This is a genomic window from Agarivorans sp. Toyoura001 (assembly GCF_005405585.1).
Lineage (GTDB): Bacteria > Pseudomonadota > Gammaproteobacteria > Enterobacterales > Celerinatantimonadaceae > Agarivorans.
The window spans coordinates 243,373-269,636 of record NZ_BJEQ01000002.1; the positions used below are offsets into that span (position 1 = coordinate 243,373).

Below are 26,264 nucleotides of genomic sequence, written 5' to 3' on the forward strand. Positions count from 1 at the left end.
TAAAAGTTTACCAACCAATTGCTTGACTTGGAGTTAACTCCAACTTTTACACTCCCCTTAAGTAATCGTTAACTATTATTCAAAACCTTTGGAGAAGTGACTATGGAACTGGCACGTTTAGGAAACAGTGAACTGGAGATTACCCGCATTGGCTTAGGTGCATGGGCAATGGGCGGCCTGTGGCAATGGGGCTGGGGTGCGCAACAAGATCAAGATTCTATCGATACCATTCAACATGCTTTTTCATTAGGCATAAACTGGATTGATACAGCGCCAGTATACGGCCTCGGCCACAGTGAAAAAATAGTGGGTAAAGCCATCAAAGGCTTAAGCAATAAACCGCTCATTTTTAGCAAATGTGGCTTTAACTGGGATCAACAACAAAACATCCAACCTTGCTTAAAAGCCGCCAGCATCAAACAAGAAGTCGAGGACAGTCTAAAGCGCCTGCAAGTAGAGACTATCGATTTATATCAAATCCACTGGCCTAACCCAGCTGAAGACATTGAAGAAGCTTGGCAAGCCATGGCGGAGTTGCAACAACAGGGGAAGATTCGCTATTTAGGTGTGTCTAACCATTCCTTAGAGCAAATGGAAGCCTTGCAAAACATTGCCCCTATTCACGCTATGCAGCCACCTTACAGCTTAATTAATCGTGATTGTGAAGAGCAGCTATTGCCTTATTGCCAGCAAAACAACACCGGGGTAATTTGCTATTCGCCAATGGGTTCTGGTTTATTAACCGGTAAAATGACTCGCCAGCGAATTGCCGCTATGGGTGATGATGATTGGCGTAAAAACGCTGATGACTTTAACGAGCCTAAGTTAAGCCATAATTTAAAAATTGTAGAAGCACTTAGCCAAGTGGCAGTTAAATACCAAGTGTCGGCCGCTGAAGTTGCCATTGCTTGGGCCTTAAACCATCCCGCCATAACCGGCGCCATAGTGGGCATGCGTAGCCCAGAGCAAGCCGACGGGGTAATTAGAGGGGCTAGTGTGCAGCTAGATACCTACGACATAGCCTTGCTTGAGTCGGTATAAGGCTTATTCCAGAGTAATGCTTAATTGGGTTCCTTCTTGGTAATGTTCAATCTTGCGCTGAACATGTTCAAGGTTGCGATTGAGGCAGGCAATTTGTTGCTCGGTTTGTTGTTTATGATCGAGCAACAGCTGTAAACGTTGTTGCTCGGTACTTGGCCCCTCATCCAACATATCTCGATACTGTTTAATAGTATCTAAAGACATGCCGGTAGATTTTAAACACACAATAAAGCGCAGCCACTCAACATTTTGAGAACTAAAACGGCGGTGCCCGTTGGGCGAGCGATTAACATTAAACAACAAGCCCTTTTTCTCGTAAAAGCGTAGGGTATCGCTGGTTATTCCTGCTAACTCTGCGGCTTGTTTCACCGTGTAACTGGCAGGTGCGTTGGCTTTACTCATAACGCTTTACCTATGTTTGCGAACAAAACACCTTGGCACTTCACTCGCTTAGCTATGACCGATTAGCGCTGTGGAAGATACTGCAACATACGATCGACTTCGCGTGCAATGCGGACTTTTCGCTCGCTCAATGCCTGCTCTTGTTGGGCCATGCCTTGACTTAAAATACGCCAAAAAGGTTCACTTTCTGCTGAATTAAACAAGGCGATCATCACCGAGCCTTTTTCATACATTGTGGGATCCACATCATCTGCCGATAAACCTGCCATCATGCCTGCGCGCGCGAGTATTTGTTGATCACTCACTTTAGAGTCTAAAGCGGCCCCCACTCCGATAAAGAAATCAGGCTGTTGGTTTAGTTCAACCAAGGTATAACCTTTATCTTGCATGGTTTTACTGATATTTTTTCGCAGTTCCTGTAGCAGAATCTCTTCGCCTTCCGCTTTATGCAGATAAGCTTTCATCAAGCTAGGGTGCCAAGCATAGCGGCCGCTCGACTGCTCCAAATAGCTAGTGTCACCGCTTACTACTGTGGTGGAACGTGTTTCTGGGGCTCTGGTTTGCTCAGCAGAAACACAACCTAACAGTAAGCTTGAAAGAAGAGATAAAAACAAAAAAGGCTGCACTTTCAAACGCATATTACAATTACCGGATTATTAATTGAGGGCTAACCCTACCATAAAACTATCAGTAGATAATTCCGATTTCTGGTCTTTGCAAATTCACCCCTTGGTGTCTTTAGCTTAGTGAATACTCATACAAAGTCTGGTCTTCAATTGACTGAGAAAATCCCATCTTACGTAAGTATTTTTGGTGGTTTTCAACCGAGCTGTAGGTTACCAATTTGCTTATATCTAGCTGTTTAAATAAGCCGGAATTGTGATAAAGAAAATCGCCCGTTTTAAAATCTCGATAGGCCGAGAATACGTAATCTAACTTTACTTCAAACTCATGTTGTTGCTGCCTACCAACAAAAATACCTGCTGGTTCACTGTTTCTCATCAGCATGTAACAGCTTTGCCCTTGTAAACTATCAACAGAAAACTGCGGGAAGTATTTTTCAATGTCAGTTTGATATTGCTCTACCCAAAACTGCAATAAGGGGCTGCTGGCTTCAACTTTTACCAGTTTAAACTGATCCTTACTGCGATAAATTCCCTGCAAGTAATAGATGTTGGCGAATACAATAAATAGGTTTAACAATGCCACGGGCATTGCACCAATGACAAAACCATAACTAGAAAACAGCGCTGCGCCTATCATGTTTAACCAGCGAAGTTTAACAATAGAACTCATGGTTAATGAGATGGCCACCACCACCGACGCTAAATAACCAAACCACTCGATCCAATCCATCTTAATCTCCTTACCAAAGATGTTTAATGCCGCTCACTTTACGAGCAGAGCTATCAATAGTCTGGTTAGCTCAAGCAATTTGATAAAAAAAATAGGATATTTTGGACAAATTAACCTATTAAGTTGGTATCTTTTGCTCAACGATATACTCAATTACTGCAAGTTTTAGCCGTGGTATCGCAGCTGATTATACTGCTGAATCGCCCGTTTTAACGGCAAGTAACGCTTAGGCGCAGCACTTTCAATACGCGATAAATAGTCAGTAAAGCTTTCTCCCTGACTACGGTGAAGTTTCAATCTCGCTAATAAAAATAACTGCCATTTTAGCGCTAGAACATGTTTATTCGGTACGCGCCACAGCCATGGCTTAACGAACAACAAGGCGCTGATTAGCACTCCAGATAACAACATGCCGCCGGTTAACATCAACAGTGAGGTCCCCGGCAACCAGTTAAGCAGCTGTGAAAACAAACTTAACTGACGTTTATGATCAAAGTTAAGTACCCACTTCGCCCACCAATAATCGGCCTGCGCTAACCATAAACGTAGTTGGTTAAAACCTTGGGTATACCAAATTCGCTGCCCCCAACCGCTTATATTTTGCCATTGCTCGGCAGTTGCTTGGCTTTGCTGTAAGTTGCTTTCCACTCGGTCTGGGGCTATCCACGCTGTTGGGTCAAGCCTTATCCAGCGCTCTTCGTTCCAGTATTCCATCCACGCGTGGGCATCGTAGTTTCGTACCGCTAAACGTTGATCTGCTTGCTCCCATTCGCCACCTAAATAACCAGTGACCATACGCGCGGGAATCCCTTGCAAACGTGCAAGCACTACTGCGCTTTGAGCATAATGCACACAAAACCCCGCTTGCTGGTTAAGCAAAAAGCTTTCTATTCCTGCTAATCCAGGATATGCCGGAGGACTTAAGGTATAACTAAAAGATTGACTTAAAAACCACTGCTCTAGCCTTGTCATGACTTGTTCAGAATAACCGCCAGCATTGAGGTCCAAACCTTCGCTAAACTGACGACTTAACTGCAATACATTCGCACTTATGTTACTGGGTACGCGAGTCAGCAGGTGTAATTGTTCTGGTGCTACTGACTCACGGTTCAAATGAGGTAGATAATTAAAGCTCAAAATCTGCCGAGGGAAACTCTCACCACTGCGTTGCCAGCTTTTATCGCCAACCTGCTCTGCCCCACCGCCGCGCAACTCGCTGGGGTTAAGCGTAGCCAGCCAAGCTTGATTGGCTGGCTCCAGCAACAGTTGGTATTGGTTAATCGGCGCTTGCTCATTATTAACAACGTGTTTTTTCTGAGTGAGCTCACTGCGCGTCCATTGTTCGCCATCAAACTCATCCAGCACCATAGCGCGCCAATACAATTGGTCTCGCGGTGGCGGGCGACTAAATTCGGCGCGAAAGACTAACTTATCTGAGCGAATCAACTGGCTAATATCACCGGGGCGCACCACATCAGACAAACCAGTTTGTGCACTACTGGGCGTGGGCATTTTCCATAAAGGGGCTAATCGCGGCGCAACAACAAACAAGGCCAAACCCAATGGCGCGATGGCCAACATCCAAACGGCTAGCTTTTTTAGCCAAGACAAATTGAGTTTTACATCTAAACTCAGCAATAACAGTAAGTGCATAAAGGCAACAATTAGCACTAACAAAGCCGCTAAAGGTTGGCTAGAAAATACCAGCGAAAATGCCAATAAAAACAAACCGGTTAAGGCAAACATTTCTACATCACGCCGCTTATGAAGCTCAATGTATTTCAAGCTATAACCCAGCATGACAAGGCTAACTAGTTTATCAAACAGCTCTGCGGAGCGGCTTAGCCATAGTGTTAAGGCAATTAAACTCACTAACAGTAATTTTACCCAACGTGGTTTAGGCAGCGAAGCCAAACCGTTCACTACTCTTAAGCGCCACCAGCCAGCTGCAGCCCCCACAGCCACCACTAACCAAGGCAATTGCTGAAACAACACCAGAGCGGTTGCCAAATAACATAGAAGCGATAAACGAATATGGGCAGCATTTACATTGTTCATGTTTGTTTAGGTGCCTCTGCGAGGAGTTGCAATGCAGCACGTTGATGCGCCAAGCCGCTGCCACTTGCCAGTTGCTGGCCACCGACTTGTAAACTAAAACTTTGTTGCTGTTGCGCTAACTGACGAACCCAAAAAGCCAATACCGATAAGCCTTGTTCATAATCTAAACCGCTATGTAATCGGTCAGTCAAATGTAAATCTAGCGCAGGATTGCCGCTAAAAACCTTAGTTTGTAAACCTCGGCCTGCCGCATATTGCTTCCACGCTAATAAGCTTTTACGCTCACCACTGCGATAGGTTTTTAGACCGGCAAACTCACTTTGCAATTGGCTATCACTAGAGGTTTGTTCAATATCATGCTCTTCAGATAGCTCTTGAGCGGGGCAAGCATACCCTGACAGTGGCGCTGGGTAAGCAATCAGCTCTAAGTTAAAATCAGCCACCGTCCAGCAACGGAAAATACCTAAAGGGAATACACTGGCAATAGAGACTCTTGGTAATGCCTTGCGGCCGCGCTGCACCGCCTCAATATCTACACTTAGTTGGTTATTTTGATGCTGGCTAGCCTGTTCATGCGGCCAGGTTTTAAACTCCGCGGTAAGTGCATTAGAGAAGGTTTTATTGGCTTTTTCTATGGTGAAGATCAGCCGCAATGGGTGATCACATTGTCCTTCTGGGCGCTGAACAACACTCACCACACTACCAGAAAGATTCTGATGGCAAAGCACCAAACACAGCAACCACATGGCTAATAACCATAAACCTAAAGCAAGTATTAAGTTGTTTTGGTAGTTACTGCCCATCATTAGCATCACCACTAAGGCGCACAAAAATCCCCAACCAAATGCCGTTGGGAGAATAAATAGGTTCTTGCGGTTTAATCCTAAACGGCTTGAAGCGGGAATCCGCCGTTCAAGCCACGCTTGAGTGCGCAATCCTCGCCATTTTTTAAATGCAGAGCGTCCCCAAATTTGCATGCTTAGCTCAGATCGTTGTATGGGTCGACGTCGGTTAAAATCTGCTTGGCGTAGGCTTCACCACTGTCACCTCGCCCTAAACGGTGGGCACTCACCGCACTAAATACCGCTTGAACATCTTCAGGTGATACGTGCTGCTGATGATGCAAATAGGCCCATGCTTTGGCGCAGGCCAATAAGGTTAAGCTACAGCGCGGCGACAAAGGGTTTGCCCCTTCTAAAGCGCGACTGCAATGAATTAAACGTAATAAATAATCAAGCAGGGCATCGCTGCAATGCACTTGCTCAACCGCTTGCTGTAGCTGAGTTAGCGCCTCAATCGACATGCCAACCAGCGATTCACCAGCCTGATTAGAACGCTTAAGCATGGCAAGTTCTGAATTCAAATCCGGAAAACCGATACTAAGTCGCATAGCAAAGCGATCTAGCTGAGACTCAGGTAAATCAAAAGTACCTAACTGCTCGCGAGGGTTTTGCGTCGCAATCACAAAAAATGGTGCATCCAAAGGATAGCTTTGACCATCGGTACTCACCTGCTGTTCTTCCATTGCCTCTAACAAAGCACTTTGGGTACGCGGGCTCGCACGGTTTAACTCGTCTGCTAATACTAAGTGATTAAAAATTGGCCCTGGATGAAAGATAAACTGCTGAGTGGGTGGCTCATACACCGATACACCAATAATGTCGGCAGGCAACAAGTCACTGGTAAATTGGATGCGTTGAAAACTCAAACCAAAGCCCGCCGCCAACCATTTGGCTAAACTGGTTTTGCCCGCTCCCGGTAAATCTTCAATCAGTAAGTGGCCAGAGGCAAGCAAACAACTCAAGGCCAGCCGCACCGCTTTAGGTTTGCCTAACAGTTGCTGTTCAAGATAGTGACAAATTGGCGCTAATTGAGGATGTATTTGATTCATATAAGTAAAGGCTCTGTTTTTAGTCGCTCTAGCATACAAAGCTTTTGCTCATTTGGGCACTATTTACTGTTTAGGATTGTTTGGCTTATTAAAAATGAGAGCTACTACCGATACGTGATCGCTTCAAGCACGCCACAAAGGCAAAGAAGAGCAGGAAATAAATTGATTAAAAGCTATCGCCGAAAATTGCAATAGCTTCTAATTATTAGCCAAAACTGAATGTTTTAAGCTTGAGCAACAGCCGGCTCACGTTTGAAGTACTTAACAATACCTACCACTGACGCGCCAATCCAAAATAGCTCAATAATAAAGCTAGCTAGATTAAAGTTAATGCACAAACTAATAAGCAGCAAAATGGCACCGCTTAAGTTCATCAAGTTATAGGTAAGTTGTTTAGGGCTTAGTCGCTCTAACTGTAAAAGGAAGAACGCACCTACCACGAGGGCAGTACCCAGTAAACCAACGATATCGGCAAAAATACTTTGCATAAAATTCTCATTAACAAGCAAAAATGTTCGTCCAAATTGCTGGCCCGATCCGTGGGGTGGACGCTCTCAACTACACAGCAGCATTCCATGAGACAGCTTGTTAGCGGCATACAAAAATGCGGGCGTAATCTAACAGAAAACGCCCGCACATGCATGAATATTTTTTAAACAAAAAACAAAACGTTTTATTTCAATATATTATGCTCTGCGAAAACGGCGAAGCACTAATAGGGCTACAATGGCTATGCCGCCAAAAGCACCGCCACCTGAACTTTCTGGTCGAGCAAGTGCTGCTTTTTGAGAACACAAAGATGCATTACTCCGCTCTTCAGCAGTGCTGTTTATCACTTCAGTTATCCAAGGTGAAAGCTGACCAACATCTACGTAAACTCCAGGTGTATTTTCACAAAACTTAGACCCCCAACTCACTAAGCCAGCTAGCTTGTATTGAGTTCCTTCATCAATAAATATTGGGCCTCCGCTATCCCCAGAGCATGAGTCTGCGGTAAAACTCTCGGCACAGAACATCTGCGCAGTAAGTTGAGCACTGCCCCAAAATTCGGCACATCTATTCTGAGCCATTAAGTTCACATTTGCTTGTTGTAAGTTATCTTTATAAGTGGGGTTATCAGGGTCGGTGTTGGTGCGACCAAAACCTATCACTCTTAAACCAAAGCCTGAGTTATAGTCTTGATGAATAGCCGATTGATTCATTGTAATCGGCGTCACTGAACTAGGCTCAGCCAAGCGCAGCAAAACGATATCATTATCGGTAGCTACCTGGTTTGAACCTTCTTCAACAGAATCAACATAGTTAGGGTGCTGACACACTTCACTAACCGCTTCGCCGTCCTCTTCGAGGTAAGAAAAGACATCGTCGCCAATTTTCACTTTGATCTTTTCTTTCGGAGCATAATGACCAACGCTATATTGGTCGAAGGTACAATGAGCAGCACTGAGCACCCATTGTTGATTAATCAATACTGCACCACAATAACTACCATCAGCTTTAAGCTGAGTCATCCAAGGGTATTCGCCAGCGGGCGCATCTTCGCCCCCAACGATAAAGGGAACAGCCACTTCAGAACTCGCTAACGAGACATTTGAAGAGACAGCGATGATGGCTGCAGCGATACTTAGTGCGGAGCGAGGTAACATTAATACATCCCTGTTGAAGTTACTTATTCAGCGCTACTTTCACACCAAATAACGATTTAATCAACAGTATCAGATCAATCAATAAGTTGTTTTTTAGCAAGTACCCCTCAACGCATATCAGCTTAACTGATTGTTTAAAAAGATAAGAGTCTTGACCTTAGTTATTTTGACTAAATGGGGAGCATATTGGCAGCCCAAGTGACGTTTTGGCGCTGATGACCAGCTCAAGCTCCCTTACCAATAATTTCACTTTAGCCAGCAAGCTTGGCTGAGCAGTACTTATCTCACTTAATAAACCTTCAATGTCTTCAACGAACCCTTCAGGCACAATAAGGCATTGCTGCTTAGCATATTCCAACATGCGTTTTTCACCTGGGTGCGCTAAAGCATTTATAGCAAATAAAATATCGAAATAGCTGGCTAAAAACTCAGTACAGCGATGATTAAGGCTTACTCTGTCTTGCCGTTTTAGGGCTTTTTCTAATTGGTAATAATAGGCTGGCATTTGCGCCGTTAATAGCGGGAAGTTTTTGTTCACAATGGCTTGCTGCAACGGCGCTGGATAAGCCACATTAAAACGTTGCTGTAGTTGCGCCGCTTTTCCATCGGCATCATACAAAATGCGAGATGCCAATAAATTGGCCCAGAAGCAGGTGCTATACCCCACCTTAGCTTGATACTGCTCTACGACTTGATGCAACTCCTGCTCAAGAAACGCGAAATCTCGATAGATTAACTCTACCTCAATGCCATCAAGTAAAACCCCATCATCTTCGGTTTCCCAAAACTGATTGTTCAGCTCCATGTACCGACAGTGTTTGTTAGTGATGCTTTGGCGCACATCTGTACTAATTGGCGCATTAAGATAAACATATACGTCGTAATCAGAGTGGTCGTCGGCGGTGCCGGCCGCTCTAGAGCCTGCCAGCAAAATAGCATCAACTTGGGCTAAACATGCGAAATCAGCCACTAAGGCCAAAAAGTGCGGAGATTCAGACATCAAAAAAACTCAAAAATAGATAATCTATCTACCTTAAGCAAATACACATTTCAGGCCAGTAGCAAGCCTAAGAAATGCGCTTTCAGACAAACTTTACTTGGCTGGTTGGTCTTTTTCTTCGTCTTTTAGAAATCGAATGTCGCTAAAACCTAAGCGTTGAAACTCTTTAAGCCGGTATTCTTTTAGCGTAGCGGTGTCTCGCGTAGACATAGCTAATTGCTTTTCCATCGCTAGAAAACTTGAAATATCAACACCTTCGGCTGCAGCAACAGCCTCATGAATGTCGTGGTACTTATCAAAGGAAAAATTAATCACTTTGTTTTGCTTTTTGTAGGTATAGCTTACTTGGCGCGCCATAAAAACCTCTGGGCTGTATTAATGCGGCTAGATGATATAGCAAACACCCTATCTATGTTGCGTTTATTTCTCGTCATCATTGCAACTTGCTAGTGACAAAAAAGTGAGCTTGCCAGCTTAAGCTAAAAACCACCGCTAATTAGCAGCAATAAAACCTCAATTTTATTTAGAAATCCCGATGCTAGCACCTACTATTTCTGAGGCTAACTTTAGTTGAATAAGGTGTATATTGACCGCTTGCATATTTTAGTAATTACTAAAAAATAAAACCAGCGTCAAAGAGGCGTTTTCGCAGGACGCGTCTAGTTAGCATCCGCCAACTTTATATTTGCATGAGGCAAACAGCTCTCTTCGGCTATTTGTTCTGCATTGATGTAAAGTTTGAGGATAGTTTCATGGTTTTTTCCCGTATTAAAGTGCTCGCCTTAGTCCCTGCACTTTTGTTGCTTAGCGCGTGTAACTCTGCCGACGTATCTCCTAATCAAGTAAGCGCTAGTTTGGTGAACGCCGAACCCGTTAAAAGCATCCATTACGCGCCGTCTCAGCAATTTATTGGTCGCATAGAAGCCTATAAAGATGTCGATATTCGCGCTCAAGTTAGCGGCTACTTGCTGAAACGTCACTTCGAAGACGGACAGATGGTGGAGCAAGGCCAACTGCTTTACGAGATAGACCCTACCCGCTACCAAGCAGCCGTAGCACAAGCCAAAGCGGCCTTAGCGCAAGCCAAAGCTAACTTAACCAATGCAGAAATTAACTGGAAACGTGGAGAACGTTTGTTGCCTCAAAACAACATTAGTCGCTCAGAGTACGATCGCTTAACCGCAGAAAAACTGTCTAGCGACGCCCAACTCGAGGCCGCCGAAGCGCAGTTAAGCGCCAGCTTAGTTGATTTACAACACACTCGAATTGTAGCGCCCTTTGATGGCCGCATTGGTCAAAGTGAAGTGAGCCAAGGTGACTTAATTGCCAGCAGCAATGGTCGACTGACTAACTTGATAAGCCTAAATCCGATCCGTGCTGGCTTTAGAGTATCTGAACGTGAGCGTTTAAACATGGGCTTAGACCAAGTAGACGCCCACTCTAGCGCACAAACCGACGACGCCCTTGTGCAGCTAAAAATCAGCGATAGCCGAACCTACCCAGAAAACGGCCAGTTAGATTTCATCGACAATCGCATTGATTTGCAAACAGGCACCATTGCCATTAGCGCTCAGTTTAACAACCCTCAGCAACAATTGCTGCCAGGCCAATATGTTGAAGTAAAACTGACGAGCCACGCATCGCTTGAAGCATTAGTCATCCCTAGACGTGCAGTACAAAGTGATTTAGAAGGCGAGTTTGTGATGCTGATTGGCGCAGACAACACCGCAGAGCGCCGCAACGTAAACATTGGTCCAGTATTGGAACAAGGTGTCGTCATCACTAGCGGCTTAAACGGCAACGAGCAAGTGATTACCGCAGGTTTGCAACGGGTACGCCATGGTGCGCCAGTGCAAGTTGTAGAACAACAAGCGGGTTAATTAAGGAGTCATCATGTTAAGTCGCTTTTTTATTCAACGGCCAAAGTTTGCTTTGGTGATTTCAATTCTGCTGTCATTAGCAGGTGCAATAGCCTTAATGGTATTGCCCGTTGCAGAGTACCCACAAATTAGTCCTCCCTCGGTAAGTGTTTCCGCTTACTACACCGGTGCCAGTGCCGAAACCGTAGAAGAAGCAGTGGCCGAGGTGATTGAAAGCTCGGTGAACGGCGTAGAAGACATGCTGTACATGAACTCGAAAAGTGCCAACGATGGCTCTTATTCGCTTACCGTAACCTTCGACATCGGCACCGACCCCGATATGGCACAAATTAACGTGCAAAACCGGGTCACCCAAATTGAGTCAAAGCTGCCTGCAGAAGTTCGCCAAGTTGGAGTAACGGTGCGTAAGCGTTCGCCCGACTTACTCATGGTACTTAACTTCTTCTCGCCTGACGGTCACTATGACGACACCTTCTTAAACAACTACGTTACCTTAAACGTTGAAGACCAATTAGCACGTGTGCAAGGCATTAGTGATGTACGGGTAATTAGCTCGGCTGAATACTCGATGCGTGTTTGGTTAGACCCGCTTAAACTGGCCAACCTAGGCCTTACCACTAGCGATATTCGCAACAGCCTAGCGGAGCAAAACGTGCAAGTGGCGGTGGGTTCTATAGGTGCACCACCTTACGAAGCTAACAACGACGTGCAGTTTAGCTTGCTCACCAAAGGGCGCTTAGACACCGTAGACGATTTTGAGAATATTCTATTAGTCGCCAACCCAGATGGCTCACGTGTTTACTTAAAAGATGTAGCCCGTGTAGAGCTAGGCAAACGGGGCTACGCTGCCTTTGGCGAGTTTAGAGGGCAACCTTCGGTATCGGTGATTTTGTCATTGCAAACAGGGGCAAACGCACTCGACAGTGGCGACGCTGTTTTGGCATTGATGGAACAACTTAAAGTTAACATGCCAGAGAAAATGGATTATGAAATTGCCTACGACACCACCCAGTTTGTTGCTGAGTCAGTAAAAGGCGTAATCAAAACGCTGATAGAAGCGATTTTATTGGTTATTTTAGTCACCTATTTATTCTTAGGTAACTGGCGTGCGACGCTTATTCCGGTTGTTGCTATTCCGGTTTCGCTGATTGGCACCTTTGCGATAATGCTAGCCACCGGCTTTACCATCAATACTATTACGCTATTTGGTTTGATTCTGGCGATTGGTATTGTGGTAGATGATGCCATTTTGGTGATTGAAAACGTCGACAGTAAACTCTCAGCCCACCCTGAGCTAAGCCCACGACAAGCCACGTTAAAAGCCATGCGCGAAGTGACCGGCCCGATTGTTTCCTCTACTTTGGTATTGCTTGCGGTATTTTTACCCGTAGCGATGCTGCCTGGTATCACCGGGGTGATGTATCGTCAGTTTGCGATTACTATTTGTATATCCGTGGTTATTTCATCGATAAATGCGCTGACTCTTTCACCCGCCATTTGTTCCTTAGTACTAAAACGTGGTGCGCAAAAGCAGCCTCGCTGGTTTGCTTTGTTTAACCGTGGTTTAGTCACAGTAACCAAGCGCTACGGCCAAGCCGCTGGCATGTTGGTAAGGCGCAGCTCTGCCTTAGTGGTATTCTTCTGTTTAGCCATTGCCGCTGTAGCATGGATGAACCACAACACCTCTAAAGCCTTTGTCCCGCAAGAAGATAAAGGGGTATTACTGGTAAACGTTCAACTGCCAGATTCTGCCTCTCTTAGCCGTACCGCCAAAGTGTCGGAGCGTTTAAGCCATATCATTAAACAAGAACCGGGCGTTGAAGCGGTGAGTTTAGCCAACGGTTACGGTTTGCTAGCCGGCGCTATTCAATCTAACGCGGCCACCATGTTTGTAAAACTCAAACACTGGGATGAACGAAACGCACTAGACGGTGACCATTCATCGTTTGCCATTAGCCAGCGTATCAACGAGCAAGCCTACGGCAAAATTCAAGATGCCATGATCTTTGCTTTTGGCCCACCTGCTGTGCCGGGCATGGGTACGGCTTCAGGTTTTGAATTTGTCTTGCAAGATGGTCTTGGTCGCTCGCGCAGCGAACTGGCTAAAGTGATGCAAGATATCACCATTAAAGCCAACCAAGCCCCAGAAATAGGCAGTGCTTTTAGTACATTCCGCGCCGATGTACCTCACTTTTACGTAGACATCGACCGCAGTAAAGCCAAGCAATTGGGTATTCCGCTAGGCGACTTATTCACTACTTTACAAGCCAACTTGGGCTCGCTGTATGTGAATGACTTTACCCTTTATGGCAAAAACTTCCGAGTCACCATGCAGGCTGAAGATGAGTACCGCAGCCGTTTAGATAACCTAGGTCAGTTTCATGTTCGCAGTATCAGTGGCGACATGGTGCCACTGAGCACCTTGGTCACCATAGAACAGCAGTTTGCCCCAGACGTAGCCTGGCGTTACAACTTGTACCGCAGTGCGGTATTGCAAGGCCAACCGGCGCCCGGTTATTCATCGGGAGATGCTATTGCCGCCATGGAACGGATTGCCGCAGAAGAATTGCCAAACGGTTACCAGTTTGAATGGACAGGTATGGCTTACCAAGAGATCCAAGCAGGTAATATGGCGGTATATGCCTTTGCCCTCGCCTTACTGTTTATCTACCTGTTTATGGTGGCGCAATATGAGAGCTGGACCATTCCGCTGGCAATTATTTTGGTGGTTCCAGTAGCAACTTTGGGATCGTTTGTAGCGCTATCTTTAGCAGGCTTACCCATGAACCTGTACGCACAAATTGGCCTGGTTTTGTTGATTGCTTTAGCCGCCAAAAATGCGATTCTTATCGTAGAGTTTGCACGTATGCAGCGTGAAGACAATGACATGCCTATTGACCAAGCAGCCGTAACCGGTGGAACCTTGCGATTTAGAGCGGTGAATATGACCTCTTGGTCATTTATCTTTGGCATGATACCGCTAGTACTGGCAAATGGTGCTGGCCATATTAGTCAAAATTCGCTAGGTATTTCTCTGGTTGGTGGCTTGCTGTGTGTATTGTTGGTAGGCACCTTCTTAATACCTGGTTTTTACGCCATGATTCAACGGCGCAGAGAAGTCCACCATGGAGGTTCTACCAAGCTAGAGGAAATAGAAGAAGCTTAAGCTTTCACTATTAGCCACACTAAAAAGCAAGCTTTAGGGCTTGCTTTTTTATTGAAAAGTAATCTCTAGAAGTCGTCTCGATGTCGCCTAATGGCCTGATTTATTTCATCTAAATGCTCTAAGCAGGAAGAAGATTTAGACATCACCATAAAAATTTGTTGTTTGCTAATACTGGGCTGCATATCCACCAACATATCGGCAAATTCTGTTTCAGCAATTTTCAACCGGCCTCCATGGGTGGCGTACAAGAAATAGTCAGCTCTTTTTAAAGCGATGAGCTTAATAGCCCGATCTAAGTCGGCCATTTTAGAGATGGTAAGATTTTGCTTAGCATAGCTGTCAAACTGGTCACCAAAGCTGCTTCCTAACAGTTGTAATCCGCGTTTACCAACCAAGCTTTCTGCGCCACGGTATGTATCACTATGCTCTTTATGAATAAACGCAGTGCTATATTCCACGCCAATCGCTTCGCTATAAACAAATTTATTGCCACGCTGCTGATTGTAAAAAGCAGCAATAATCACATCTAAATCGCCAGTTTCTAACTGTAAAAACTGCCGCTTCCAAGGCACCATCGCTTGATAATTAACCTCAATGCCCACCTCAGCAAAAACTCGATTAGCCAAGTCGACTGCTAGGCCTTGCAAAGGGGCATGAGAGTTAACTCTGTAGGACACATCAAACCAATTATGTTCACCATTAACTTTTATTCGGTCACAGTTCGCTAGCACCGCAAAACTCGATACTGTTAATAGGGCAAAACACATCAATCTAAACACTAATTTTTTACTCGTAATGTACATAAACTAACGGTAGCGAAAGGCGTGGTAAATGCAAGTTTATCACCCTTTAACGCTTCCACATTTAGTGGCTTTTAAATAAAACAGTGAGCCCCACATTACAAGCAATATGCCCTTAAGTAAAAGGCCAACCCAGCGAAGCAAATTTATTCTAGGTAATTCTAGTTAAGCCAAGTAAAACACCACGTTCTTGAACAAATCCCCTTTAATTTCCGTGTTTTATCCACAAAACTGGTTACTTCGTAATATTTGTTGATGATTTAGCTCAATGATTTAGGAAAATGAACTAGGGTTTATCAAACCAATCGGCTAACCTTGCGGGCAAAATACACTAGCCACATGCTGGGTATTAAGTCGTTTAAGCAAACGTGTAAATACTGAGCGTAATTCGACAAATACTCACCACAGGGCGAGGATAGAAAATGAATTCAATAGACCAACCTTGGCTCAATAGTTACCCCGAAGATGTGCCTGCAGAAGTCACCACTGAACAGTTTGAAAACTTATTGGAACTGTTTGACCACAGCTGTAAGAAATCACCTCAGCAGATTGCCTTTGTGAATATGGGACATAGTCTTAGCTACCAAGAGCTAGACAAGAAGTCTTTAGCCTTTGCCGCTTATTTGCAACAAGAACTAGGCATGCAAAAAGGTGAGCGCATCGCATTAATGATGCCAAACGTACTGCAATATCCTATCGCGCTATATGGTGCTTTACGAGCTGGTTTAGTGATAGTCAATGTTAATCCGCTTTACACGCCTCGCGAGTTAAAACACCAACTTTGTGATTCGCAAGCTAGCGCGATTGTAGCGGTGACTAACTTTGGTAATAGCTTGCAGCAAGTGATAAAAGAGACCCAAGTTAAACACGTAATTCTTACCAGCATTGGTGACCAACTTGCCGCTCATAAGCGTACCTTGGTTAACTTTGTGGTGAAGTACGTAAAAAAAATGGTGCCTAAGTACAACCTACCCGGTGCAATTTCTATGCGTAGGGCCTTAACACAAGGCAAAACCATGGCCTACCAAAAACCGCAAATTAGCGGAGACGATATTGCCTACTTGCAATATACCGGTGGTACCACTGGAGTTGCTAAGGGTGCCATGCTCACGCATCGCAATGTATTAGTTAATGTGATTCAAGTGTTTTACCACTTCTCACCACGTACTTTGCTAGATAAAGAACACGCCGTAACGCCACTACCGCTGTACCATATTTTTGCCAACACCGTGAGCATGATGTTCATTTTGTATATTGGTGGAAAAAACCTGCTCATCACCAATCCTCGTGATTTGGACAGCTTTGTAAACGATCTCCGAAAGTATCCGTTCACAATGATTTTTGGCTTGAATACCCTGTTCAATGGCTTATTGAATCATGCTGGTTTCCGTCAACTGGATTTCTCCAAAGCACGTTTCACCATTGCTGGCGGTATGGCCACTCAAAAGCACATTGCTGAACAATGGCAAGAGCTAACAAAAATGCCAGTAATTGAAGGCTATGGCTTAACCGAATGTTCACCCGTTGTGGCTGCAGGTACTCACCAACAGCAAGCTTTTTTGCCGTCGATTGGAGTGCCTATGCCTAGCACGCAAATAAGAGTGGTAGACGATAGCGGCCAAGAGCTAGATGCAGGAGAAGTGGGCGAGCTAGAAATTAAAGGCCCACAAGTAATGAAGGGTTACTGGAATCAGCCTGAAGAAACCGCCAATATGTTGAGTGAAGATGGTTGGATTAAATCTGGCGATATTGGTCGCATGGACGAACAAGGCTATTTTTTTATTGAAGACCGCAAAAAAGACATGATTTTAGTCTCTGGCTTTAATGTGTTTCCTAGCGAAATTGAAGAAGTAGCAACGCTGCACCCAAGCATTGTTGAAGCGGCCGCCATTGGCGTGGCAGATGATGTGACGGGAGAACGCATTAAGCTATTCGTAGTGTGTAATGCACGGCTTAACCGCGATGATATTAAAAAACACTGCCGCAAACACTTAACCGGTTACAAAATGCCTAAAGACATTGAGTACCGTAAAGAGCTACCTAAAAGTAACGTAGGTAAGATTCTACGTCGCGAGTTACGCTAACAAAAAGGGCGCAGCTAAGCTGCGCCAAAATTCCAAGATTAGGCTCTGTCCCTATCGCCCATTAAAAGTGGTAATAATTACCACCACGCGTCGAACATCATGCCTACGTTAGTAGCCGGTGTTGTTTTATCACCCACTTTCACTTCACCATGAGTCACAAAGAATCGAATCTCTGGGCGCGACCATAAGAAGCTTCCCATCGACATGTTTTGCTGAATACTGACTTTCCAAGCGCTCTCGTCTTGGTTGTCTTGGAAATCTACACTGTCGTAACCAAACTCAAACGACGTAGAGTGGATATCAGACCAACGGTAATGCGGTTTAATAACAAACTGATTCCAGGTGCTTTCATCGTTGTTTTCTAAATCAGATTGTTCAAAGCTGTAACCATAATCAATAGCAAACGAATCACTTAGACCTAAATTACCAAACCAGTAAAATGCTGTTGAATTAATGTCACCTTTAATTTGGCCGGCATCCAACAGGTTGTTATCGCTCACATTATCGTTGTAACGAACAGCAAATTCATTAGTACCCATGCTCCAGCCCACTTTATAAAAAGCCGCTGCTTGAAGCGAGGTAACGTGTTTTGGGTCATGCTCATCAGACTGGTCACCAAAACCATAGTTAAAGTTAAAGCCTATGCTACCTGAGCCTACTTCGATGCTGTGTAGCTTTGAGGTTACCGCGTAACGTCCGTTATTACCGTTGTCGCCAGATACCACTGCCAAATCAAATTTAGCCATACCAAAATCCATATTGTCGAAACCACCACCGGCACCGTCATTCATGAAATAGAAGTAATCATTTAAGCCAAACTGAGCTCGGCCATTAAACCGTTTACCTGCCCACACATACATATCTTTTTGGCTTTCAAACAAGTTTGAACCACCCGCAAAAGCCTGAGCCATTCTTAAATTGTAAGTTGTACTATCATTGTGATCACGCTGCCAGCCATAGCCGTCGTCCGCCATAAAGTAGATGTCCCAATCACCAGCATTTTCACTCTTTTGGTGATAATTAATACCTAACTCCATACCGGTACCTTCGTTACCAATACGACCAGGTTGTTGTGGGCTGCTTGGAGCTTTAATAATTGCAATACCATTTCGTACCGCGTTATAAGCTTGATCTTCATGTTCACTATTATTTTTTTCTGTATTAAAACCCGCAACCATGCGGGCGTAGCCGTTGTAACTTAGGCCTTCTTCCTTCGCAAAAGCAGAACCACTAAATGCCATACCGGCACTCATCATCGCAACTGTAAGCGCTTTCATATTCATGTTTACAACTCCATGGAATAAATTTTTTTTATTAGTTTATCCGGCGAGTGAACCTCACCTTCGAGCCTGAGTATAATTTTGAGAGTCAAAATAAATTGAGACAAACATCACGCACAAACAGAATAAAATAACCACAGATCACAAAAACAAAAGCTTTTACTGCCATTTCAATGCTAGCTATAAATTAAGATAATTCAGAATAAAATATCATAATTACCAGATTAAACAGATCAAAAAGAAAAATAAAAAGAAAAAATAAGAACTAAAAACTAAATATAAAAAATAAAAGTAAAGGGAACATTTAAGAGTTTCAGCATAAAGCTCTAAATGGGAATATTGTGATTTAGATATAGAGGCGTTAACTAAAGAAGAAATTAGTATTACTAGGCGGGAATTTATTAAAGGCTTACAAACAAAATAAAGGGCGTAAACAACGCCCCTTTGATGATGCAACAGCCTCAACCAGTGAAGCTATAGCTCATGAGTAAAACGCTTTACCACCAAGACTCAAACATAGCACCTAGAGCCAAAGTATCTTGCTTGGCTTCGATAGCTTCGTTGCTGCGAACTTGATTGTCTGCTTGGCCAGTAGTGGCATAGAAACGTAACATTGGGCGAGCGTTACCAAAGGCATTAATGGTTACGTTTTGTGATAATGTCACTTTCCAAGCCGTGTTTTTACCGCCTTGATCGTAATCCACTACTGAGTAACCAGCCTCTAACCACGTAGAATGTGTATCGTTCCAGTTATACATAGGTCGAACAATAGCACTGTAGTTGGTGCGGTCATCTTCCGACGAGTTCGCATCGTAGTTGTGGTAAGCACCTAAATACTCTAGGGCTACTTGCTCACTAAAATTAACCGCGCCTTCTAAGCTTAAATACAGCGTGGTTAAATCTTCAGTTTTATTAAATACGCTGGTGTCTGCATTATCTGCATAGCGCGCAATAAACTGATTACGACCTTTAGACCAATTTTGGTCAATCACCGCAGCTAGGTGGTAGGCATTAATCTTGTCTTTATTTTCTATTACGCCATTGTCATCATATTGATCGCTTTCAAAGCCATAGTTAAATAGAAAGCTCAAGGCAACAGAGTCGGCGAGTTGCAGGGCATGCAGCTTAGACGTTAAGGCATAGTTACCGTTGTCTCCCGGCCCATCAACCTGGCCAACTACCGAGAAATCTAACTTGGCCATATCACCTAGTTCAAGGTTATAAATGCCACCACCTTGTCCATCGTGACTCATCCAAAAGTAATCATTTAAACCCTGTTGTGGACGTTGGTGGAAATCTCGACCCGCCCAAATGTAGGCATTAGGCTGGGAAACAAAAATATTGGTGGCACCGGCGTAGAATTTTTTAAGGGCAATATCACCATACTCACTAATTTCTTCGCCACTTTCTAGCTCAGATTCATACTTCCACCAGTTTTCTAGCATCAGCACTACATCCCAAATAGCACCACTTTCACTTTGAAATGCTTTAGCAAATTGGAATTCACCACCATTGGTTTCGTTACCTAAACGACCAACAGCACGGCCTGCAAGCTCACCTTCAGCTTGAACATACTTTTGAAAGTCATCTGAATAATGTAAGCCGTATCGGGCATATCCTGAAAAGATAATGCCTTCTTCAACCTGAAACTCTGGATCTAAAACAATCGGTTGTGAATCTTTAATCTGTTGAAATTGTTCAGAATTAACCTCGTCTTCTGCAGCGCTAACGAGGGGGGAACAAGTAAGTGCGATTGCCACAGCTGATGTAAGCGCTTTCACATTCATTAAAAAACTCCTGGAATAGTAATTATTTTATATTTTTATTCTGCCTGAATGGTTTTATTTCTAGGCAAAAAGAATATAACTCCAAACAAACCGAGTTATTGAGAGTAATATCACGCATGAAAACCTTACCAAAGATTCAGATCACAAAAATAGCAGCAATGACTGTAATAAATATAATCAAGTGGAAATGGCAATATTGAAGATAAAAATCACAAATAAATTTAATTTTAAGAAATTAATTTCAATAATAGAAAAAAAACAGCATAAAGAAAAAGAAACGAAAAATTAATTTGAACAATATGTGCTTGTTATAAAGCTCAATCAGTGCAAGTAGATAAACTTCAGTCCGCCACGCTACACTACTGATTTTATGAGCAATAAATATCAATGGGCCCTGTTAGAACCTAGATCACAAAAGCTATTTACTATAAAACGATTAGTGATTTTGGTAATCACATGAAAGCGCTTTAATCTGATTTAATAACACAGACTTAAAGCAAATGACTGCTTGCTCCCCTGCGTTGTTAGCGCTAACAGACATCAAGGATTATTTATGCGTGTACTACCATTAGCACTACTTTCTACAGCTATAAGCATTGGCCTAAGCGCTTGTGGAGGCTCAAGTTCTGATTCAGGAGAACCCATCGAGGTACCTCAAGTAGAAAGTCTAAAAGCACTAAGCACTACCTACATGGGTGCGGCCGTGCCAGCAGGATACGAGGACCAGTTTAGTAACGGTATTGAAACACGCCCAGAGTTGCAGGATGTTGTTATTCAACATTTTGATCAGATCACCGCTGAAAACATTATGAAATCGGCATACATACAGCCTCGCCAAGGCGATTTCACCTTTCTGGATGCCGATAACCTAGTGGATTGGGCACTAGACAACAATATTACAGTGCATGCTCATGCTTTAGTGTGGCACTCACAAATGCCTAGCTGGATGGAGAACTATCAAGGTGACTGGCTCACAATGATGGATACCCACGTAACCACCGTGGCCGATCACTTTAAAGGCCGTGTAGTAAGTTGGGACGTGGTAAACGAAGCGTTTGATGACAGCAGCTCTGGCGGCTTTGCACCTTATCGAAACAGCCCTTGGTACCAAAACTTAGGTAAAGATTTCATCCCCGAAGCATTTAAGATGGCTCACGCTGCAGACTCCGACGCTGAGCTTTATTACAACGATTACAACATCGAAGACGACGGAGCCAAGCTAGCCTCGGTACTAAGAATGGCCGATGAGTTACTTGCCGATGACATTCCCATTGATGGAATTGGCTTTCAAATGCACGTAAATTACGATTGGCCAAGTGCTCAAGCTATTGGTACTTCCTTTGCCAAAGTTGTGGCAAAAGGATTGAAAGTGAAAGTGACCGAGCTTGATATAAAAATGAATCCAAACGGTGACCGAAATACTTTTACTGCCGCTATGGCCGAAGAACAAAAACTACGTTACCAAGAAATCATCAAAGCCTATTACGACAACGTGCCAGCTAATTTACGCGGCGGCATAACTGTTTGGGGTGTAAGTGACGCTGACAGCTGGATCCCTCACTTTACCGGCCACAATGATTGGCCACTGTTGTTCAACAGCAGCCTTGAGCAGAAACCTGCCATTGAAGGTGTAGCAAACGAACTAAAATAGAGAGTAAGGCTAAGGGTTGTTTATCTTTCAAGCTGTTTTTTCGCGAACGAAATTTAACCGCGAAAGATAAACAGCCCCTAGTTACCAAACGAGCAGCTAGCCGTTTCTTTTAGTTTAAATCCACACTAGGTCACTTCTTACTGCACATAGCGTTGCCCCTCTTTAACTAGCCAAGTAAAGTAAAACTAAGCACTCGTTACTTTTAGGCTATGCATGCCATATCAACATATTCGTGTACCCGCTGGCGGAGAGAAAATAAGTCTTAACCAGCAGCAAGAATTACAGGTTCCCGACAAACCCATTATCACCTACATAGAAGGTGATGGCGTGGGAGTAGACATCACCCCAGTGATGTTAAAAGTGGTCGATGCCGCCGTGGCCAAAGCCTATGGCCAACAACGAAAAATTATGTGGATGGAAGTCTTTAATGGAGAAAAGGCCGCCAACATGTACGATGGCGACTGGTTTCCACAAGAAACATTGGGTGCAATACGTGAACATAAAGTAGCGATTAAAGGTCCACTTACTACACCGATTGGCGGAGGCTTTCGTTCGCTCAATATATCCCTGCGTCAAGAGATGGATCTGTTTGTAAATATTCGTCCGATTCGCTGGTTTCAAGGAGTGCCCTCACCACTTAAAAATCCCGAGCTAACCGACATGGTGGTGTTTAGAGAGAACTCTGAAGACATATATAGCGGTATCGAATGGAAGGCCGGCAGCCCAGGAGCAGAGCGAGTAATCGACTTCCTTCAACAAGAAATGGGCGTAACCAAAATGCGCTTTAGTGAAGAGTGTGGCATAGGGATAAAACATATCTCGGAGCAAGGTTCAAAAAGGCTGATCCGCCATGCGATTCAGTACGCATTAGATCACCAACGCGACTCCGTTACTCTTGTGCACAAGGGTAACATCATGAAATTTACCGAAGGCGCCTTTAAAAACTGGGGCTACCAACTGGCCCAAGAAGAATTTGGCGCTCAAACCCACAGCAACGGCTATTGGTTAGAGATCCCGCGACAAGACGGCCAAGCCCCGCTAGTGATCAAAGACATTATTGCCGATAGTATGTTCCAGCAGGTAACCTTGCACCCAGAGCTTTACGATGTAATTGCTACCATGAATCAAAATGGAGATTTACTGGCCGACGCATTAGCTGCCCATGTGGGAGGAATTGGCATCGCACCGGGCGCTAATATGAGTAGCGAAGTAGCCTTTTTTGAACCCACACATGGCACCGTTCCACGCTTAGCGGGACAAGATAAAGTAAACCCCTGCTCTATTATTTTATGCGCGCAAATGATGCTAAAACACATCGGTTGGATAGAAGCAGCCGACCTGATTAGCCAAGGCGTAGACGGTGCCATTGGAGCACGCACCGTTACTTACGACTTTGCTCGGATGATAGAAAATGCCACAGAATTAAGTTGCTCTGCCTTTGGTGAAGAAGTGATTAAGCACATGCATTAGCATTAAGGCTATGCCTAACACTGTAATTAATACTCGATGTGTAACGGCGCTCAAAAGAGCGATAGCTCTGCCTTAATCACTAACCTTATCTTCCAACACCAGCTTTGGCAGTTCTGGTAACGCTTGCCCTAATTGCTGTTGCGATAAACTATGCATAGTAAACCATTGCCAGTCATTGTTAATCCGACTAAAACGGCCAATACCTACATCACCATTGGTAGTCCACTGTTGCCAACCCGCTAGCTTATTTAGCCAGTAATCAGACCCCACACTCATTAGGTATTGCGCTTGGTCGCGATTGTCAGGCCCGGTTGGATCATCCAATACTAACCGAGCCGCCACTACAGAGATCACGCCAGCAATACGTGATTCACTAACGCCTTTGCGCCCACTGTGCTTAGGCCAAAAGTGAAAGTTGTATCCTGGAGTCATCGTCACCGAACTGCCAAGGGTTTCCGTTCGTAAATCAGCAGGTTTGTTTACATCATCAACAAAGTCTTCACGATAGTGACGTCCAGCAACATCGCTTGATGACTGCAATACATACCACCGCATATCTAGGCTGTCTAATACGTAACTATTGAGATGGGCCATTTGTATTCGAACATTATCAACCGGTTCCGTTCCCGCGGCCAAATAAGCTTGCCCCCAACTAAGAAAGGCCGAAAACTCTCCTGGGTAATTACCAAACCCTAGTCGCGGCAATTGAGACCAATCATAGGTATTTGGTACACCGCTCGGTAACATTTGGTGAGGCAAACTCATATCATCACTCAAACGCTGGCTTAATGCAGGTTGAACAGCCACCTCAGCAGGTGACTCCAGGTCAAGCACCGCCCCCCCTGCGGATACCGCGTTTTGTGACGAATTACATGCCAACAAACCGCTGCTTACAAGGCTTAATATCAGCAGTAACTTCACCACTGAGAAAATAGAATTAAATAGTGAATGTTTCACTAATGTAGACCTCACTTCAGTCCTTTAAAACGCGTCGGCCATGGTTAATATTGGCTGTTTGCGCTAGTTGTATAGATGGTGTGTCTAGGTTGCAAATGTGGCTTTAACCTTACCTGGATAGCATTTGTAGAAGCTTCTACCACTACTCCTAATCTAGACCCACATCCAGACCCTGAGCTGGAACCAACATCGAACAGCAGCTATTTCATAAACCAAGACTATAGCAGCAGTTTCTCTTCAGATATTACCATCACCAATACCGGTAGTTCGGCAATAAATAGTTGGGAAATCCAGTGGCTACTTAACGAGGGTTCTACAGTAAGCAATAGTTGGAATGCAGAGTTTAGTGGCAATAACTCTTATATCGCCAAAAGCCTACCGTGGAACGGGAATATTGCAGCCAATAACTCTGTCATTTTTGGTGTTCAAGTGAATAAAGGAAGCGCTAATGCTAAAGCCGAGATCGTTAATTTAAGCGGGCGGTTTGTCATTAGTTACCGTTGAGAATAGTAACAAGCTCGGCTACCCTCTATAGGTCGAGCTTTTAACCTGCTGCTCTCTACGGAGAGTAATACACAGTGAAGCATTAGTCTTCATTTCGGGCTTACACCCTTTTTGTTCAGTACTTAAGCAGATATCTATCCACTTATCTGGCCTTGTCATTCCTAAACAAAATAACCTACCCAAGATATTGTTTTTCAAGCGGCTAATTTCAAGGCATAGCCGCAAGATTTTTTTAATACACCGAACTTAATCACACATGTGCAATATACGCTTGGGCTAAGTGGCCAGAGTTTGCTAAGTTTAAAGGACGTAGTGATAAGCAAGGTGTAATTATATGAAAGTGAATATTCAAACCCAGCACGTATCCTTAGGCGAAGAATCAAGAACTGAAGTTGAAAGAAAATTTGAGAAAATATCGAACCACTTTCCACAATTAATAAGCTGCGACATCATCATCACAAAAGAGCACGGGCAACATCACATAGAAGTTTTCACTAATTATGAGGGCGTGCGAGTTTCAGCAAAATCGACGAACGCAGTAATGTATCCAGCCATTGCAGCAGCACTTAAAAAACTAGAAGCCGGCCTAGCTCATCGCAAAGGAAACTTGAAAGCCGATCTTCATGAGAAGCCAACCAGTACCAAACCAGAGATAGCGTCAGAGATCATCCAAGAGATGAAACTAGTTTAAGCAAAAACTTACTCAGCAAATTATAGATGCCAGCATCGATTGCTGGCTTTGTTCATTTTAAGCCAGCGATTTCATCACCTACCGCCTTCACACTGAAACCCTATTTAACGCCAAGCCACCCCAACAAAAGCTTTATGACAACCCAACTAAAACAAGCGAATGCCAGCGATGCTGAACAACTGCAAACTATTGCCATACAGGCTTTTAGTAAAGATGCAGAACAATATGGCGCTTACCCTCCAGGTATTGAGTCTCTACCTTGGCATTTCGAGCAAATAGCTAAAGGTCACTATTACACTATCGAATACAACGGCGAGTTAGCGGGCGGTATGTTAATGGTGCCGCTAAGCAACTCTGAGATGGAAATTAAGTACTTTTTCATCACTGATTCTTTGCAAAACAAACAGATTGGTTCTGCCGCTATGGCGCTTGTCGAGCAGTGCTACCCTGCCATCTCAGTTTGGCATTTAGTGACGCCAAACAAAGCTTTTAGAAACCAACACTTTTACCAAAAACTGGGTTACAAAAAAGTTGGCGAAATGCAGCCTAGACCAAACGATCCTTTTACACTGTTTGAATACAAAAAAGTACTGTAGGGCC

At 44.1% G+C, this 26,264-nt stretch carries 23 protein-coding genes; 9 read left to right on the top strand and 14 right to left on the bottom strand.

Annotated features, from left to right (window positions below):
• The first annotated feature begins 102 nt into the window (after positions 1 to 102).
• On the top strand, positions 103 to 1,041 hold the full coding sequence (locus FFR00_RS04405; RefSeq protein WP_137672157.1) for an aldo/keto reductase: 939 nt from the start codon (positions 103 to 105) through the stop codon (positions 1,039 to 1,041).
• Positions 1,042 to 1,044: 3 nt separating this feature from the next.
• Here the strand turns inward: FFR00_RS04405 and FFR00_RS04410 are convergent, their stop codons facing one another.
• The 10 genes from FFR00_RS04410 to FFR00_RS04455 all read right to left on the bottom strand — a co-directional run bounded on the left by FFR00_RS04410 (position 1,045) and on the right by FFR00_RS04455 (position 9,751).
• A complete protein-coding gene (locus FFR00_RS04410; protein WP_137672158.1) occupies positions 1,045 to 1,443 on the bottom strand; it encodes a MerR family transcriptional regulator in 399 nt (132 codons plus the stop codon).
• A 62-nt stretch (positions 1,444 to 1,505) separates the two neighbouring features.
• Positions 1,506 to 2,057: a DUF4136 domain-containing protein gene (locus FFR00_RS04415; RefSeq protein WP_161985089.1), complete on the bottom strand. Its 552-nt coding sequence runs from the start codon at positions 2,055 to 2,057 to the stop codon at positions 1,506 to 1,508.
• Between the two features lie 124 nt (positions 2,058 to 2,181).
• The gene (locus FFR00_RS04420; RefSeq protein WP_137672160.1) at positions 2,182 to 2,799 is read right to left on the bottom strand and encodes a YgjV family protein; all 618 of its coding nucleotides are present in this window, start codon (positions 2,797 to 2,799) and stop codon (positions 2,182 to 2,184) included.
• 165 nt (positions 2,800 to 2,964) lie between these two features.
• Complete coding sequence (locus FFR00_RS04425; RefSeq protein ID WP_137672161.1) at positions 2,965 to 4,857, bottom strand: DUF3488 and transglutaminase-like domain-containing protein; 1,893 nt, start codon at positions 4,855 to 4,857, stop codon at positions 2,965 to 2,967.
• On the bottom strand, positions 4,854 to 5,834 hold the full coding sequence (locus FFR00_RS04430) for a DUF58 domain-containing protein (protein WP_137672162.1): 981 nt from the start codon (positions 5,832 to 5,834) through the stop codon (positions 4,854 to 4,856). Before FFR00_RS04430 ends, FFR00_RS04425 begins: the two co-directional genes overlap by 4 nt.
• A gap of 2 nt (positions 5,835 to 5,836) precedes the next feature.
• Positions 5,837 to 6,748, bottom strand: coding sequence for a MoxR family ATPase (locus FFR00_RS04435; RefSeq protein WP_137672163.1), 912 nt, complete (start codon positions 6,746 to 6,748; stop codon positions 5,837 to 5,839).
• A gap of 224 nt (positions 6,749 to 6,972) precedes the next feature.
• Complete coding sequence (locus FFR00_RS04440; protein ID WP_137672164.1) at positions 6,973 to 7,236, bottom strand: hypothetical protein; 264 nt, start codon at positions 7,234 to 7,236, stop codon at positions 6,973 to 6,975.
• A gap of 198 nt (positions 7,237 to 7,434) precedes the next feature.
• Positions 7,435 to 8,394 carry a trypsin-like serine protease gene (locus FFR00_RS04445; RefSeq protein WP_137672165.1) on the bottom strand — a complete coding sequence of 320 codons (960 nt, stop codon included), beginning with the start codon at positions 8,392 to 8,394 and terminating at the stop codon, positions 7,435 to 7,437.
• A gap of 157 nt (positions 8,395 to 8,551) precedes the next feature.
• The gene (locus FFR00_RS04450) at positions 8,552 to 9,394 is read right to left on the bottom strand and encodes a DUF4037 domain-containing protein (protein WP_137672166.1); all 843 of its coding nucleotides are present in this window, start codon (positions 9,392 to 9,394) and stop codon (positions 8,552 to 8,554) included.
• A gap of 93 nt (positions 9,395 to 9,487) precedes the next feature.
• Positions 9,488 to 9,751, bottom strand: coding sequence for a DUF2960 domain-containing protein (locus FFR00_RS04455; protein WP_137672167.1), 264 nt, complete (start codon positions 9,749 to 9,751; stop codon positions 9,488 to 9,490).
• A gap of 395 nt (positions 9,752 to 10,146) precedes the next feature.
• Between FFR00_RS04455 and FFR00_RS04460 the strand changes: the two genes are divergently transcribed.
• On the top strand, positions 10,147 to 11,274 hold the full coding sequence (locus FFR00_RS04460) for an efflux RND transporter periplasmic adaptor subunit (protein ID WP_137672168.1): 1,128 nt from the start codon (positions 10,147 to 10,149) through the stop codon (positions 11,272 to 11,274).
• Positions 11,275 to 11,287: 13 nt separating this feature from the next.
• Positions 11,288 to 14,440 (top strand): efflux RND transporter permease subunit, encoded by a 3,153-nt coding sequence (locus tag FFR00_RS04465; RefSeq protein ID WP_137672169.1) that lies wholly within the window; start codon positions 11,288 to 11,290, stop codon positions 14,438 to 14,440.
• 65 nt (positions 14,441 to 14,505) lie between these two features.
• On the opposite strand, the gene FFR00_RS04470 is transcribed toward FFR00_RS04465, so the two are convergent.
• Positions 14,506 to 15,219, bottom strand: a complete 714-nt coding sequence (locus FFR00_RS04470) for an ABC transporter substrate-binding protein (protein ID WP_161985090.1) — start codon at positions 15,217 to 15,219, stop codon at positions 14,506 to 14,508.
• Positions 15,220 to 15,671: 452 nt separating this feature from the next.
• On the opposite strand from FFR00_RS04470, the gene FFR00_RS04475 reads away from it, so the two are divergent.
• Positions 15,672 to 17,324, top strand: coding sequence for an AMP-binding protein (locus FFR00_RS04475; RefSeq protein ID WP_201798698.1), 1,653 nt, complete (start codon positions 15,672 to 15,674; stop codon positions 17,322 to 17,324).
• Between the two features lie 77 nt (positions 17,325 to 17,401).
• Here the strand turns inward: FFR00_RS04475 and FFR00_RS04480 are convergent, their stop codons facing one another.
• Positions 17,402 to 18,607: a carbohydrate porin gene (locus FFR00_RS04480; protein ID WP_137672172.1), complete on the bottom strand. Its 1,206-nt coding sequence runs from the start codon at positions 18,605 to 18,607 to the stop codon at positions 17,402 to 17,404.
• A gap of 494 nt (positions 18,608 to 19,101) precedes the next feature.
• A complete protein-coding gene (locus FFR00_RS04485; RefSeq protein ID WP_137672173.1) occupies positions 19,102 to 20,391 on the bottom strand; it encodes a carbohydrate porin in 1,290 nt (429 codons plus the stop codon).
• 553 nt (positions 20,392 to 20,944) lie between these two features.
• On the opposite strand from FFR00_RS04485, the gene FFR00_RS04490 reads away from it, so the two are divergent.
• Positions 20,945 to 22,042 carry an endo-1,4-beta-xylanase gene (locus FFR00_RS04490; RefSeq protein WP_137672174.1) on the top strand — a complete coding sequence of 366 codons (1,098 nt, stop codon included), beginning with the start codon at positions 20,945 to 20,947 and terminating at the stop codon, positions 22,040 to 22,042.
• A 213-nt stretch (positions 22,043 to 22,255) separates the two neighbouring features.
• A complete protein-coding gene (gene icd, locus FFR00_RS04495) occupies positions 22,256 to 23,512 on the top strand; it encodes an NADP-dependent isocitrate dehydrogenase (RefSeq protein ID WP_137672175.1) in 1,257 nt (418 codons plus the stop codon).
• Positions 23,513 to 23,584: 72 nt separating this feature from the next.
• On the opposite strand, the gene FFR00_RS04500 is transcribed toward icd, so the two are convergent.
• Positions 23,585 to 24,469, bottom strand: coding sequence for a hypothetical protein (locus FFR00_RS04500; protein WP_137672176.1), 885 nt, complete (start codon positions 24,467 to 24,469; stop codon positions 23,585 to 23,587).
• A gap of 75 nt (positions 24,470 to 24,544) precedes the next feature.
• On the opposite strand from FFR00_RS04500, the gene FFR00_RS04505 reads away from it, so the two are divergent.
• The 3 genes from FFR00_RS04505 to FFR00_RS04515 all read left to right on the top strand — a co-directional run bounded on the left by FFR00_RS04505 (position 24,545) and on the right by FFR00_RS04515 (position 26,260).
• Complete coding sequence (locus FFR00_RS04505) at positions 24,545 to 24,973, top strand: cellulose binding domain-containing protein (protein ID WP_137672177.1); 429 nt, start codon at positions 24,545 to 24,547, stop codon at positions 24,971 to 24,973.
• Between the two features lie 334 nt (positions 24,974 to 25,307).
• Positions 25,308 to 25,664: a ribosome hibernation-promoting factor, HPF/YfiA family gene (gene hpf, locus FFR00_RS04510; RefSeq protein ID WP_137672178.1), complete on the top strand. Its 357-nt coding sequence runs from the start codon at positions 25,308 to 25,310 to the stop codon at positions 25,662 to 25,664.
• 26 nt (positions 25,665 to 25,690) lie between these two features.
• On the top strand, positions 25,691 to 26,260 hold the full coding sequence (locus tag FFR00_RS04515) for a GNAT family N-acetyltransferase (protein ID WP_137672179.1): 570 nt from the start codon (positions 25,691 to 25,693) through the stop codon (positions 26,258 to 26,260).
• Positions 26,261 to 26,264 lie beyond the last annotated feature (4 nt).